General features: G+C 42.3%; 9 protein-coding genes. All 9 read left to right on the forward strand.

The window, feature by feature from the left end; translation table 11 throughout:
- The first annotated feature begins 2 nt into the window (after positions 1–2).
- The 9 genes from rseP to nusA all read left to right on the forward strand — a co-directional run bounded on the left by rseP (position 3) and on the right by nusA (position 16,158).
- A complete protein-coding gene (rseP, locus tag NST73_RS08380) occupies positions 3–1,268 on the forward strand; it encodes an RIP metalloprotease RseP (RefSeq protein ID WP_007499546.1) in 1,266 nt (421 codons plus the stop codon).
- Between the two features lie 80 nt (positions 1,269–1,348).
- Positions 1,349–3,046, forward strand: a complete 1,698-nt coding sequence (locus NST73_RS08385) for a proline--tRNA ligase (protein ID WP_024720366.1) — start codon at positions 1,349–1,351, stop codon at positions 3,044–3,046.
- Between the two features lie 135 nt (positions 3,047–3,181).
- Entirely contained in the window at positions 3,182–7,435 is a 4,254-nt protein-coding gene (locus NST73_RS08390) for a PolC-type DNA polymerase III (RefSeq protein ID WP_342499553.1), read from the forward strand.
- A 423-nt stretch (positions 7,436–7,858) separates the two neighbouring features.
- Positions 7,859–9,709, forward strand: coding sequence for a glycoside hydrolase family 9 protein (locus NST73_RS08395; RefSeq protein ID WP_035392050.1), 1,851 nt, complete (start codon positions 7,859–7,861; stop codon positions 9,707–9,709).
- A gap of 17 nt (positions 9,710–9,726) precedes the next feature.
- Positions 9,727–11,835 carry a glycoside hydrolase family 48 protein gene (locus tag NST73_RS08400; protein ID WP_342499509.1) on the forward strand — a complete coding sequence of 703 codons (2,109 nt, stop codon included), beginning with the start codon at positions 9,727–9,729 and terminating at the stop codon, positions 11,833–11,835.
- A gap of 79 nt (positions 11,836–11,914) precedes the next feature.
- Positions 11,915–13,141 carry an endo-1,4-beta-xylanase gene (locus tag NST73_RS08405; RefSeq protein WP_041507294.1) on the forward strand — a complete coding sequence of 409 codons (1,227 nt, stop codon included), beginning with the start codon at positions 11,915–11,917 and terminating at the stop codon, positions 13,139–13,141.
- A 23-nt stretch (positions 13,142–13,164) separates the two neighbouring features.
- A complete protein-coding gene (locus tag NST73_RS08410) occupies positions 13,165–14,295 on the forward strand; it encodes a cellulase family glycosylhydrolase (protein WP_268431946.1) in 1,131 nt (376 codons plus the stop codon).
- 241 nt (positions 14,296–14,536) lie between these two features.
- Positions 14,537–15,010, forward strand: coding sequence for a ribosome maturation factor RimP (gene rimP, locus NST73_RS08415; protein ID WP_008344744.1), 474 nt, complete (start codon positions 14,537–14,539; stop codon positions 15,008–15,010).
- A gap of 32 nt (positions 15,011–15,042) precedes the next feature.
- A complete protein-coding gene (gene nusA, locus NST73_RS08420) occupies positions 15,043–16,158 on the forward strand; it encodes a transcription termination factor NusA (protein WP_007499530.1) in 1,116 nt (371 codons plus the stop codon).
- Positions 16,159–16,165 lie beyond the last annotated feature (7 nt).

Here is a 16,165-nt window from a genome sequence, read left to right on the forward strand (position 1 = left end):
GTATGTTCGTGAATACAGTGATTGCGTTTATTATTATTTTTGGAACGCTCGTTTTTTTCCACGAGCTTGGCCATTTAATTATGGCGCAGCGCGCAGGCATTTTATGCCGCGAGTTCGCAATTGGTTTTGGACCGAAGATTTTCTCCTTTAAACGAAAAGAAACCGTCTATACCATCAGACTTCTGCCAATCGGTGGATTTGTTAAAATGGCTGGAGAAGACCCTGAAGTCATTGAAATTAAACCGGGTCATACAGTGGGGCTCTTATTCAATGAGCAAAATGAAGTAGAAAAAATCATTTTAAATGATAAAGAGAAATATCCTGATGCACTTGTCATTGAAGTTGAACAAATTGATTTAGACCATGCGATGAGAATTTCAGGATATGAGGCTGGAAATGAAGACATTCTGACTGGCTACAATGTAAGCCAAACAAGCTTCTATATTGCAGATGGTGAAGAAATTCAAATTGCGCCATACAACCGTCAGTTTGGTTCAAAAACAGTATGGCAGCGTATTAAAGCCATTGCAGCTGGACCGATTATGAACTTTATCCTGGCATATGTGATTCTAGTGGCTTTAGGATTTATTCAAGGTGTAACCGTGGATGATCCTGTACTTGGTAAGCTGACAAAAGACGGCCGGGCAGCGCAAGCTGGGCTTATGCAGGGAGATCATATCGTTTCAATTAACGGGGATAAAATGAATTCTTGGACAGACGTTGTTCAAACGGTTCAAAAGAACCCAGATAAAAAAATGAATGTCGTCATTGACCGAGACGGCAAAGAAAGCACCATCCAAGTTGTACCAGAAGCTGTGAAGGCCGAAGGAAAAACCATTGGCCGTTTTGGCTCTTATCCGCCAACGGAAAATGGCTTTCTCAAAGTCATCTCATCCTCAGGAACGACAGTGATATCTACAGCAGGTCTCATCTTAACGAACTTGCAAAAGATTGTCACAGGACAATTTTCATTAGATATGCTTGCAGGGCCTGTTGGAATATATGACATGACAGGAGAAGTAGCGAAACAAGGTGTGTTAACATTAATGCAGTTTGCTGCGTTTCTTAGTATCAACTTAGGGATCGTGAATTTATTACCGATTCCTGCATTAGACGGAGGAAGATTACTTTTCCTATTCGTTGAAGCCATTCGCGGCAAACCAATTAATCGTGAGAAAGAGGCACTTGTTGTCTTCATTGGTGTTGCGTTCCTCATGCTATTAATGCTAGTAGTGACATGGAATGACATCCAGCGATTATTTTTATAAAAACCAATGTCTCTTGTTTCTCATTCTGGGAAACAAGAGTTTTTGTGAGAAGTCCTATTTCTTAAATGAGGTGTAACGACATGAGACAATCCCTGACTTTCATTCCAACTCTTCGAGAGGTGCCGGCAGATGCTGAGGCAAAAAGTCATCAGCTATTAGTAAGAGCTGGATTTATTAGACAAAACACGAGCGGTATCTATCATTATCTGCCGCTAGCACATAAAGTGATTCAGCACATTCAAGCCATTGTTCGCAAGGAAATGGAAAAGGCGGGTGCAGCTGAGCTGTTAATGCCAGTGCTGCAGCAAGCAGAAATGTGGCAAGAGTCAGGAAGATGGTATACATACGGTCCAGAACTCATGCGTATGAAAGATCGCCACGGCCGCGAGTTTGCACTTGGCCCAACACACGAAGAAGTGATCACATCACTCGTACGCAGTGAAGTCAAATCGTATAAAAAGCTTCCTTTGACACTTTATCAAATCCAATCTAAATTCCGTGATGAACAAAGACCTCGCTTTGGGTTATTGCGCGGACGTGAATTTATTATGAAGGACGCCTATTCATTCCACTCTTCACCAGAGAGCCTTGATGACACATACAACAAAATGTTTACAGCTTACTCGAATGTCTTTTCAAAAGTAGGTCTTAACTTTAGACCCGTCATTGCCGATTCTGGGGCAATGGGAGGAAAAGATACACATGAGTTTATGGCACTGTCAGAAGTAGGAGAAGATACAATCGCATACTCTGACACATCTTCCTACGCTGCGAACATTGAAATGGCTGAGGCTGTGTATCACGGAGAAGAAGCAAACCCTGCGGACTTCAAAGAACTTGAGAAAGTACACACGCCGCAGGTGAAGACGATACAAGATGTTGCGTCATTCTTAGAAGTGGCTCCTTCTACATGTATTAAATCTGTCTTGTTTAAAGCGGACGATGCGTATGTACTTGTCCTGACAAGAGGCGATCATGAAGTAAATGATGTGAAAGTGAAAAACTTAGTTGGAGCACAGCTTGTAGAGCTTGCTTCACGTGAGGAAGTACTAGACGTGATCGGAACAGAACCAGGATTTGTTGGACCAGTGAAGCTTGAAGCGGAAGTAACGATTTATGCAGACCACGCTGTAAAAGGAATGACAAATGCAGTTGCAGGTGCAAATGAATCGGATTATCACTATGTCAATGTCAATCCTGCTCGTGATCTATCAGTGAAGGAATATACAGATCTTCGCTTGATTCAAGAAGGAGACGTTTCTCCAGATGGTGAAGGCACAATCCAGTTCGCAAAAGGAATTGAAGTAGGACAAGTCTTTAAGCTAGGCACACGTTATTCAGAGGCAATGGATGCAACATACCTCGATGAAAATGGACGTGCGCAGCCAATGATCATGGGCTGCTATGGCATCGGAATTTCTAGAACCCTTTCTGCGATTGTTGAACAACATCATGATGACAAGGGGATTATTTGGCCAGAAACAGTTGCGCCATATGATCTTCATCTACTTGCCTTAAATATGAAAAACGATGCACAAAAGGAACTGGCTGAAACGCTGTATGAGCGTTTACAGGAAGAGGGCTATGAAGTCCTTTTCGATGACCGCCAAGAGCGTGCAGGCGTCAAATTTGCCGACAGTGACTTAATTGGACTGCCAATTCGCATTAGCTGCGGGAAACGTTCAGAAGAAGGTATTGTCGAAGTGAAATTTAGAAAATCAGGTGAATCACACGAAGTATCTGTTGATGAACTGATTTCATTTATACGCCAAGCATAAAAAACGAACAAAAAAATGAAGGTACCTCCTGCAAAAAAGAGGTACCTTTCTGATTTGCAAAAGGAGGGTCCTGTCTTGGATGAACAATTACCGATTACCCGGCGGCAATTTCATATATTACTCAATCAGATTCAAATGACAGATGATGACCTCAGCCGTTACTTTGAAGAAGGCGAGATCGTCAAATTGACGGTGCATAAGGCGGCAAAAACGTGGCATTTCCATTTTAAATTTAAGGCGCTTTTGCCTTACAAAGTATATGCAATGTTTTTAAGCAGGCTGACAAATGCATTTTCTCATATCGCACAAGTCACTTGTACGATTGAAGTCAATGATCCGCACATATCTGAAGAGCTCGTTCAATCGTATTGGTCACATTGTGTGGAAGAGCTTCAAGGAATTTCTCCCCCAATCATTAGCTTGCTTCAACAGCAAAAACCAGCGCTGTCTGGACATAAGATCATCATCAAAACAAAAAGCGAAACTGAGGCTTTGGCCATCAAAAAGAAATATAGCCCAATGCTTCAGGCTGCATTTAAACAAGTCGGTTTTCCAGAACTTCAATTTGATACAGAAATTTTTGTATCAGATCAAGAGATTCAGAAGTTCAGAGAACAAAAACTTGCTGAAGATCAAGAAAGAGCCATGCAAGCCCTTGTTGAGATGGAGAAGAAGGAAAGTGAGGATCAAGAGGAAGCCCCTTCTGGCCCTCTGATGATTGGCTATCAAATCAAAGACAATGAAGAAATACGTACGCTTGATAGTATTATGGACGAAGAAAGACGAATCACCGTCCAAGGATACGTGTTTGATGCAGAAACGCGCGAACTAAAAAGCGGCAGAACCCTTTGTATCTTTAAAATTACCGATTATACGAATAGTATTTTGATCAAAATGTTTGCGAGAGAAAAAGAAGATGCCCAGCTCATGAAATCCTTGAAAAAAGGGATGTGGGTCAAAGCAAGAGGAAGCATTCAAAACGATACGTTTGTGAGAGATCTTGTCATGATCGCAAATGACGTCAATGAAATGAAACCTCAGCTGAAAGAAGATACTGCACCTGAGGGAGAAAAGCGTGTTGAGCTTCATTTGCATTCGCCAATGAGTCAGATGGATGCTGTCACTGGCATCGGTAGACTTGTTGAACAAGCAAAAAAATGGGGGCATGAGGCCATTGCCCTGACAGATCACGCCGTTGTACAATCCTTTCCAGATGCGTATGCAGCAAGTAAAAAGCATGGCATCAAAATGATGTACGGGGTGGAAATCAATTTAGTCGATGACGGGGTACCGATTGCGTATAATCCAGAGCACCGCTTGTTAGAAGATGCGACGTTTGTCGTATTTGATGTTGAGACAACGGGACTCTCTGCTGTGTATGATACGATCATTGAGCTTGCAGCTGTGAAAATCAAAGGCGGGGAAATCATTGACCGCTTTGAGGCATTTGCAAACCCTCATCATCCGTTATCAGCAACAACCATTGAACTAACCGGTATCACGGATGACATGGTGAGAGATGCACCAGATGTGGTCGATGTTGTTCGAGATTTCAAAGAGTGGATTGGACAAGGTATCCTTGTTGCTCACAATGCGAGCTTTGATATGGGCTTTTTAAATGCAGCATATAAGCGCCTGTTAAAAACAGATAAAGCGTCAAACCCTGTCATTGATACACTAGAACTCGGCCGATTCCTTTATCCTGAATTTAAAAATCACCGGCTGAACACGCTGTGTAAAAAGTTTGATATTGAACTCACGCAGCATCACCGGGCGATTTATGATGCAGAAGCAACTGGTTACCTCATGCTGAAGATGCTAAAAGATGCGGCTGAAAAAGAGATTGCTTACCACGATCAATTGAATGAAAACATGGGACAGTCCAATGCGTATCAGCGCTCACGTCCTTACCATGCAACCGTGATTGCACAAAATGAGACGGGTCTAAAGAATTTATTTAAGCTTGTTTCACTTTCTCATATTCATTATTTCTACCGCGTGCCGCGTATCCCTCGCTCACAGCTTGAGAAATATCGAGAAGGTTTAATTGTTGGGTCTGCTTGTGATAAGGGTGAAGTGTTTGAAGGGATGATGCAGAAGTCACCTGATGAGGTAGAAGACATTGCCGCATTTTACGACTATTTAGAAGTTCATCCGCCAGAAGTGTATCAGCATTTACTCCAGCTGGAGCTTGTTCGGGATGACCGTGCATTAAAAGAGATCATCACAAACATTGTGAAACTTGGTGAAAAACTGAATAAACCAGTAGTGGCGACTGGAAATGTGCACTACCTGCATCCAGAAGACAAAATTTATCGCAAAATCTTAATTTCATCACAAGGCGGGGCGAATCCGCTTAATCGTCATGAACTGCCAAAAGTTCATTTTAGAACAACTGATGAAATGCTAGAAGCCTTCTCTTTCCTTGGAGACGAGAAGGCGAAAGAGATTGTCGTGACGAATACGCAAAAAGTATCTGAGATGGTCGAAAGTATTAAACCAATCAAAGACGATCTTTATACACCAAAAATCGAAGGTGCAGATGAAGAAATTCGGGAAATGAGCTATAACATGGCTCGCAGCATCTACGGTGACGATTTACCGAAAATTGTAGAAGACCGGATTGAGAAAGAATTAAAGAGTATTATTGGTCACGGTTTCGCTGTTATTTATTTAATTTCTCATAAGCTTGTTAAGAAATCACTTGATGATGGATATCTAGTTGGTTCAAGGGGATCAGTTGGTTCATCTCTCGTTGCGACATTAACAGAGATTACAGAAGTAAACCCGCTTGCGCCGCACTATGTATGTCCAAGTTGCAAGCACTCTGAGTTCTTTAATGACGGATCGGTTGGCTCAGGATTTGACCTTCCTGATAAAGACTGTCCTGAATGCGGGACGCCGTATAAAAAAGACGGACACGATATTCCGTTTGAAACGTTCTTAGGTTTTAAAGGAGATAAAGTGCCTGATATCGACTTGAACTTCTCAGGAGAATATCAGCCGATTGCCCATAACTATACAAAAGAGCTGTTTGGTGAAGAGTATGTATACCGTGCAGGTACAATCGGTACCGTTGCAGAAAAAACGGCATATGGTTATGTGAAAGGCTACGCAGGAGATCATAACCTTCATATGAGAGGTGCTGAAATTGACCGGCTCGTACAGGGCTGTACGGGCGTCAAACGGACAACAGGCCAACATCCAGGCGGTATTATCGTCGTGCCGGATTATATGGACATTTACGATTTCTCACCAATACAATATCCAGCAGATGCGACAGGTTCTGATTGGAAAACGACGCATTTTGATTTCCATTCAATCCATGATAACTTGCTGAAACTAGATATTCTTGGACACGATGATCCAACGGTCATTCGTATGCTTCAGGACTTGAGCGGAATTGATCCAAAAACGATTCCGACAGATGATCCTGAGGTCATGAAAATCTTCCAAGGAACGGAACCTCTCGGTGTCACAGAAGAACAAATTGGATGTAAAACGGGAACACTTGGGATCCCAGAGTTTGGCACAAGGTTTGTTCGTCAGATGCTTGAGGATACAAAACCGACCACCTTCTCGGAGCTTGTTCAGATCTCTGGTCTATCTCACGGTACAGATGTATGGCTCGGCAACGCCCAAGAGCTGATTCATAATAAAACGTGTGAACTAAGCGAAGTGATTGGCTGTCGTGATGATATTATGGTCTATCTGATTTATCAAGGTTTAGAGCCGTCACTTGCCTTTAAAATCATGGAATCTGTTCGTAAAGGGAAGGGACTTCCTCCTGAATGGGAAGAAGAAATGAAGAATAATAACGTACCGAACTGGTACATTGATTCTTGTAAAAAGATTAAATACATGTTCCCTAAAGCCCACGCGGCTGCTTATGTATTAATGGCCGTTCGGATTGCTTATTTCAAGGTGCACCATGCACTTCTGTACTATGCGGCTTATTTTACCGTTCGTGCTGATGATTTTGATATCGAAACGATGACAAAAGGATCGAATGCGATTCGAGCGGTCATGGACGATATTAACTCAAAAGGTCTTGATGCATCACCGAAAGAGAAGAACCTATTAACTGTACTAGAGCTTGCACTTGAAATGTGTGAAAGAGGCTATCACTTTAAAAAAGTAGACCTATACCGGTCAAGTGCCACTGAGTTTATCATTGATGGAGACGGGCTAATCCCGCCATTCAACTCCATCCCTGGACTCGGAACAAACGTTGCGTTAAATATTGTACGCGCACGCCAAGATGGTGAATTCCTTTCAAAAGAAGATTTACAAAAACGAGGAAAAGTGTCTAAGACCATCCTTGAGTATTTGGATCGTCAAGGTTGCTTAGAAGCACTTCCTGATCAAAACCAGCTTTCTTTGTTCTAATGTGAAAAATGAGGAGCGCCCTTAAAGGGCGTTCTTTTTTGTATATACAATAATATTATTATGTTAACTAAATATTTTAACTGGAATTATTTTCTTGTTGTTTCATATATCTTGATTTAACGTCGTGTTTTGAGAGAAGAGATTGTATGTCATTCTTTCTACCCAAATAGAGCAAAAAAGAGAATTTAGCCGTCTGAAATGTTCTCATACGACATATGATCATTTTGGGTACAGTCACATGAAGAATCAGGAGAAAACCACCCTCGGTGAGCGTCAAGCTGATGGCTGTTTACTATGCACATTTTTGAAACACGCTTGATTCTTTTCAACACTGTACAAAACACGAACGGAATAAAAAGGAGGTGGTCATTTCTTGTTCAATGTTTCACGTTTAAGAAAAAAGAAGGGGTGAGAAGTAGGTACATGTCAGATTACAACTATGTAGAGGTGCTTCAAAAATCCATTTTGTTTTACGAAGCCCAGCGTTCCGGAAAGCTTCCTGAAAGCAATCGTCTTAACTGGCGAGGGGATTCTGGACTAGAGGATGGGAAAGATGTTGGTCATGATTTAACAGGCGGCTGGTACGATGCTGGTGATCATGTGAAGTTCGGGCTTCCGATGGCTTACTCTGCAGCCGTGCTTGCATGGACAGTCTATGAGTACCGAGAAGCTTACGAAGAGGCAGAGCTGCTTGATGATATGTTAGATCAAATCAAGTGGGCAACCGATTATTTTTTGAAAGCCCATACAGGTCCAAATGAATTTTGGGCACAAGTAGGCGATGGGAATGCGGATCATGGCTGGTGGGGTCCAGCAGAAGTGATGCCGATGAACCGGCCGGCATTTAAAATTGATGAACATTGTCCAGGAACAGAAGTAGCCGCCCAAACCGCAGCCGCTTTAGCAGCAGGTTCAATTATTTTTAAAGAAACTGATGCGCCTTATGCAGCAAAACTTCTCACCCATGCAAAGCAGCTTTATGCATTTGCTGACCAATATCGCGGTGAGTATACAGATTGTGTCACCAATGCGCAGCCATTTTATAACTCTTGGAGCGGCTATATTGATGAGCTCATTTGGGGTGGAATATGGCTGTACTTGGCGACAAATGACCAGACCTATTTAAACAAAGCACTAAAAGCAGTAGAAGAATGGCCGAAGGATTGGGACTATACGTTTACGATGTCGTGGGACAATACCTTTTTTGCTTCGCAAATTTTACTTGCGAGAATCACAAAGGAGAAAAGGTTTATCGAATCGACGGAGCGTAATCTCGATTACTGGTCGACGGGTTTTGTTCAAAATGGAAAAGTAGAAAGAATCACTTATACGCCTGGCGGACTAGCGTGGTTAGATCAATGGGGTTCACTTCGTTATACAGCAAATGCTGCATTTTTAGCGTTTGTGTACGCAGATTGGGTCTCTGATCAAGAAAAAAAGAATCGATACCAAACGTTTGCGATCAGGCAAACACACTATATGTTAGGGGATAATCCGCAAAATAGAAGCTATGTCGTTGGGTTTGGCAAAAATCCGCCGATGCATCCACACCATCGAACTGCGCATGGCTCATGGTCTAATCAGTTGACAACTCCTTCTTCTCATCGGCACACGCTTTATGGAGCGCTTGTTGGGGGGCCTAATGCACAGGATCAGTATACCGATGACATCTCTGACTATGTATCAAACGAGGTAGCAACAGACTATAATGCCGCCTTTACTGGAAATGTAGCCAAAATGGTGCAGCTGTTTGGTCAGGGGCAGTCAAAGCTGCCGAATTTTCCGCCTAAAGAAAAAGTGGAAGATGAGTTTTTTGTAGAGGCAGCTGTCATGAGTAACGATACAACATCTACTCAGATCAAAGCCATTCTATACAATCGATCAGGCTGGCCGGCCAGAAGTAGTCAATCACTTTCTTTTAGATATTATGTCAATCTGAGCGAGATATTTGCGAAGGGATTCACTGATAAAGATATTCAAGTGACAGCTGTCTACAATGAAGGCGCTTCCTTATCTCCGTTAACGGTGTATGACGCATCATCCCATATCTATTTTACAGAAATCGATTTTACTGGCGTAGCTATTTTTCCAGGAGGCGAATCGCTTCATAAGAAGGAAATACAGTTCCGGTTATCTGCGCCAAATGGTGCGAATATATGGGATGCCTCAAATGATTATTCCTTTCAAGGATTAACATCCAATATGCAAAAAACAGCGAGAATTCCTGTTTTTGATCAAGGTGATTTAGTATTTGGTACGCTTCCGAATAAATAAATATAAAGGGTGAGGACATGACAAATAAAGAACGGTTTTTAACACTTTATCATCAAATGAAAAACGAGACGAATGGATATTTTTCAAAAGAAGGCATTCCGTATCATTCCGTTGAGACACTCATTTGCGAGGCACCTGATTACGGACATATGACAACTTCAGAAGCTTACAGCTATTGGTTATGGCTTGAAGCATTGTATGGTCATTACACAGGCGATTGGAGCAAACTAGAAGCGGCTTGGGATAATATGGAGAAGTTTATCATTCCAGTAAACGAAGATGGACATGACGAACAGCCGCATATGAGTTCTTACAATCCATCCAGCCCAGCCACATACGCTTCAGAAAAACCATATCCAGATCAATATCCGAGTCAGTTGACGGGTGCTCGCCCTGCTGGTCAAGATCCAATTGATCATGAGCTGAGGTCAACTTACGGAACGAATGAAACGTATTTAATGCATTGGCTTCTTGATGTAGACAACTGGTATGAATATGGGAATTTGCTCAACCCATCACATACAGCCGCATATGTAAACACATTTCAGCGGGGTCCGCAAGAATCCGTATGGGAGGCCATCCCTCATCCATCACAAGATGATAAAACAGCCGGAAAGCCCAATGAAGGTTTCATGAGCTTGTTCACAAAAGAAAATCAAGCGCCAGCCGCCCAGTGGCGCTACACAAATGCGACGGACGCTGATGCACGTGCGATACAGGCAATGTATTGGGCAAAGGAACTTGGCTATAATGGGTCAGTCTATCTTGATAAAGCGAAAAAGATGGGTGATTTCCTTCGTTACGGAATGTACGATAAATATTTTCAAACAATTGGAAGCGGCAAGCAAGGTAATCCGTATCCTGGAAATGGAAAAAGTGCATGTCATCACTTAATGGCATGGTATACCTCTTGGGGCGGGGGACTTGGAGAATATGCGAATTGGTCATGGCGTATCGGTGCGAGCCATTGTCATCAAGGGTATCAAAATCCAGTCGCTGCTTACGCTTTATCCTCAGATAAGGGAGGCTTAAAGCCAGCGTCACCGACTGCTGCAAGTGATTGGGAAAAGACGTTAAAGAGACAGCTTGAATTTTACGTCTGGCTTCAATCAAAAGAGGGAGCGATTGCAGGAGGTGCTACCAACAGCTGGAATGGAGACTATAGCGCTTATCCAGCAGGAAGAAGTACATTTTATGATATGGCTTATGAAGATGCGCCTGTTTACCATGATCCTCCGTCCAATAACTGGTTTGGAATGCAAGCATGGCCGATTGAGCGTGTAGCAGAGCTTTATTATATCTTTGCAAAAGATGGCGATAAAACATCTGAAAATTTCCAAATGGCCAAATCTGTCATCACAAAATGGGTCAACTATTCACTAGATTATATTTTTATTGGCACGCGTCCTGTGTCGGATCAAGATGGATATTTTTTAGATGGTCAGGGTCAAAGAATTCTAGGGGGGACCAATGTTGCTGTTGCTACGACGAGTGCACCGGGAGAGTTTTGGATTCCTGGGAATATAGAATGGAGCGGTCAGCCTGACACTTGGAGCGGGTTCCAATCTGCAACAGGTAATCCAAATTTAACGGCAGTTACAAAAGATCCTACTCAAGATACTGGTGTACTGGGCAGTCTAATCAAAGCACTCACATTCTTTGCTGCTGCAACACAGAAAGAGACAGGAAACTACACAACACTTGGCATAAGAGCAAAAGAGACAGCGGCACAGCTCCTTGAGGTTGCTTGGAATTACAATGATGGTGTAGGGATTGTGACAGAGGAAGACAGAGAAGACTACCACCGTTTCTTTAAAAAAGAAGTGTACTTCCCAAATGGCTGGAATGGAACATTTGGTCAAGGAAATCAGATTCCTGGTTCCAGCACCATTCCTTCTGACCCGCAGCGAGGAGGTAACGGAGTGTATACGAGCTTTGCAGATCTTCGTCCGAAAATCAAGCAAGACCCAGCCTGGTCAGCACTGGAGAGTAAATATCAATCATCTTTTAATGAAGCAACAGGCAATTGGGAAAACGGAGCGCCAAGTTTCACCTACCACCGTTTCTGGTCGCAAGTTGATATGGCTACGGCTTATGCAGAATACCATCGTCTCATAAACGAATAGAACGTAGTACAGCTGCCGGCTTTTTTAGCCGGCGGTTTCCTAATAAGATAAATGAAATGAAAGCAAAGGTGATGTCATCATGGTTAATAAGAAAGAATTTATGAATCATTCATCGAATGGCGGATCACAGGAACAAGAAAATCAAAGCTGGAGAAAAGAAGCAAATAATCGAATCTTACAACATAGACAAAGAGAGCTTGTCATAAACGTCATCAATAAGGAACAAAAGCCAGTTGCCGGAATAGAGGTGGAAATAAAACAAATCAGACATGAATTTGCATTTGGTTCAGCAATGAATGACCAAGTACTATTCAATCAAACGTATGCTGATTTTTTTGTTCAACATTTTAATTGGGCTGTGTTTGAAAATGAGGCAAAATGGTATGCAAATGAGCCTGAAAGAGGGAAAATAACCTACGAAAAAGCAGATGCCATGCTGAATTTTGCCAATAGACACCAAATTCCAGTGAGGGGGCACGCCTTATTTTGGGAGGTAGAGGATGCCAATCCAAACTGGCTGAAATCATTACCGAATCATGAAGTATATGAAGCCATGAAAAGGCGGCTTGAGCATGCAGGCAATCATTTCAAAGGGAAATTCCGTCATTGGGATGTAAACAACGAAATGATGCATGGTTCATTTTTTAAAGACCGGTTTGGGAAACAGATTTGGAAATGGATGTATGAAGAAACGAAAAAAATTGATCCTCAAGCCTTGCTGTTTGTCAATGATTATAATGTAATCTCATACGGCGAACATCACGCATATAAAGCACATATCAATGAACTTCGTCAGTTGGGGGCACCAGTTGAGGCTATTGGAGTTCAAGGTCACTTTGAAGATCGAGTGGATCCAGTCGTTGTAAAACAAAGACTAGATGTGCTTGCTGAGCTTGGTCTACCGATATGGGTGACAGAGTATGACTCTGTTCATCCGGATGCCAATAGACGAGCGGATAACTTAGAAGCTTTATATCGGGTTGCCTTTAGTCATCCAGCCGTAAAAGGTGTGCTGATGTGGGGATTTTGGGCGGGTGCTCATTGGAGAGGTGAGCACGCAGCCATCGTGAATCATGATTGGTCGTTAAATGAAGCAGGCAGGCGTTATGAAAAGCTACTACAGGAATGGACGACACAAAGAGTGGAAAAAACAGATGCGAATGGCCAAGTGACATGTCCAGCGTTTCACGGGACGTATGAGGTTCGAATTGGTGAAGAAAGTAAAATGTTGCAGCAGCAGACGATTGAACTTGATTCAACTAAACAAACACCGCTTCAACTAGATATCATCGTACCAGTAGAATAAGAGATTGTGAGGAGGAGAATGGAATGAAAAAATGGGTTCAACGGGTGGCTTGTTTTATGCTGCTGATCACTTTATGGGCGGGTTGGTTCACTCTGACCGTAAAGGCCTCCTCCTATGTGCAAACATCTGGTACACATTTTGTATTGAACAACCACCCATTTTACTTTGCTGGCACAAATAATTATTATTTCCATTACAAATCAAAAAAGATGGTAGATGCTGTTTTTGACGATATGAAGGCAATGGATTTAAAGGTTATTCGTATTTGGGGATTTCACGATGGTACCCCTCAAGAAAACTCAGTCTTACAATCTCGTCCAGGTGTTTATGAAGAATCCGGTTTTCAAAAACTAGACTATGCGATTTATAAAGCAGGGCAGGAAGGAATCAAGCTGGTCATCCCGCTCGTGAACAATTGGGATGACTTTGGCGGGATGAATCAATATGTGAAGTGGTTTCAGGCAGGATCACATGATCACTTTTATACAGATTCTCGGATTAAAACAGCTTACAAAAACTATGTGCGCTATGTATTAGAGAGAACCAATACGTACTCAGGTGTTCAATATAAAGATGATCCTGCTATTATGACATGGGAGCTCGCCAATGAGCCGCGCGCTCAGTCAGACCCTTCGGGAGATATACTAGTAAACTGGGCAGATGAAATGAGTGCATGGATCAAATCAATTGACTCGAATCACCTTGTTGCAGTAGGAGACGAAGGGTTCTTTCGCATGACAGGTCATGACGATTGGTTTTACAGTGGGGGAGAAGGTGTTGATTGGGATCGTTTGACTGCTCTCCCTCATATTGATTATGGAACCTATCATTTATACCCGGATCACTGGAATCAGTCTGCTGCATGGGGAGTGAAATGGATAAAAGATCATATCACCCGAGGAAACGCAATTGGCAAACCTGTTGTATTAGAAGAGTTTGGCTATCAAAATCAAGCAGCCCGTCCTGAAGTATATGATAGCTGGCTGAAGACAATTGAACAGCTCGGAGGCGCAGGTAGCCAATTTTGGATTTTAACAAGCATTCAAGACGATGATTCCCTCTACCCGGATTATGACGGGTTTCGAGTTTTAAAGGAGAGCCGGGAGGCAGGAATCATTCGTGAACACGCCAAAAGAATGAATGGAAAGAACTGATGAAGAATGCCTGTTTATAAGGAACTTCATTTGCATAAAAAAATTGGATATGGTATAGTTTTTATGGAAATGCTAACGATTACCGAGACAAGAGTGGGGAAACCCGCTCTTTTGTATTGAACAGGCAATTTTTGTCTCGACATTATTCATCCGTTTTCTGCTCCCCCTGCTCACAATAAAGCAGGGTTTTTATGCAGAATGATTGATAAGAGCGTTTATCGAAAGCACAAGGAGGAAGAGAATGAGCAAAAAAGTAGTGGACATCGTAAGCGACATGGTACAGCCAATTTTAGATGGCTTACAGCTTGAACTCGTTGATGTTGAATTTGTCAAAGAGGGTCAAAACTGGTTCCTTCGCGTATTTATTGACTCTGACAAAGGCGTCGATATCGAGGAGTGTGCCAAAGTGAGCGAAGCCTTGAGCGAAAAGCTTGATGAGGCAGATCCAATTAGCCAAAACTACTTTCTTGAAGTGTCCTCTCCTGGAGCGGAGCGCCCATTAAAGAAAAAAGCTGATTTTGAAAAAGCACTTGGAAAAAATGTTTTTATGAAAACATACGAACCAATTGATGGTGAAAAGGCATTTGAAGGTGAGCTTACAAGCTTTGATGGTGAGATTGCAACAGTGACAGTGAAGATCAAGACAAGAAAGAAAGAGATCAATATTCCATACGAAAAAATTGCTAACGCAAGATTAGCAGTTTCGTTCAATTAACCTTTTCATTGATATAAGGGGGAACCATAAAAATGAGTAGTGAGTTGTTAGATGCCCTGACTGTTCTTGAGAAAGAGAAGGGCATTAGTAAAGAAATTATTATTGAAGCGATAGAAGCTGCACTCATTTCTGCATACAAGCGTAATTTTAATCAAGCACAAAATGTGCGTGTTGATTTGAACCGTGAAACGGGAACGATTCGCGTATTCGCAAGAAAAGATGTTGTAGATGAAGTGTATGATTCTCGCCTTGAAATCTCTGTAGATGATGCAGCAAATATCAACCCAAATTACATGGTTGGTGACGTGGTTGAAATTGAAGTCACACCAAAAGATTTCGGACGCATTGCAGCTCAGACAGCGAAACAAGTCGTGACGCAGCGAGTGAGAGAAGCAGAGCGAGGTGTGATTTACACTGAGTTTATCGATCGTGAGGAAGACATCATGACGGGAATCGTTCAGCGAATTGACAGTAAATTCATTTACGTGTCACTTGGCAAAATCGAAGCCCTTCTTCCGGTCAATGAACAAATGCCAAATGAGGACTACAAACCACATGACCGCATTAAAGTGTTCATTACGAAAGTAGAAAAAACAACAAAAGGACCACAAATTTATGTATCAAGAACACACCCAGGTCTTTTAAAGCGTTTATTTGAAATCGAAGTGCCAGAAATTTATGATGGTACTGTAGAGCTTAAATCTGTCGCTAGAGAAGCTGGGGACCGTTCTAAAATATCTGTTCGTACAGATGATCCTGATGTTGATCCAGTTGGTTCTTGTGTAGGACCTAAAGGTCAGCGTGTACAAGCAATTGTCAATGAGCTGAAAGGCGAAAAAATTGACATTGTTCATTGGTCTAATGACCCTGTTGAATTTGTTGCCAATGCGTTAAGTCCATCAAAAGTTCTTGATGTCATTGTAAATGAAGAAGATAAGGCGACAACTGTCATTGTCCCTGATTATCAGCTGTCATTAGCCATTGGTAAAAGAGGTCAAAATGCGCGTCTTGCAGCGAAACTAACGAGCTGGAAGATTGACATTAAAAGCGAAACAGATGCAAGAGAACTCGGTATTTTCCCAAGAACTGAAGACTCTGAATCTCTTTTCTTAGAGGCTGAACCAGTAGCTGAGGAATCTGACGAATAAGAGGTGA

This window comes from Bacillus sp. FSL W7-1034, from assembly GCF_038593365.1.
GTDB lineage: Bacteria > Bacillota > Bacilli > Bacillales > Bacillaceae > Bacillus > Bacillus altitudinis.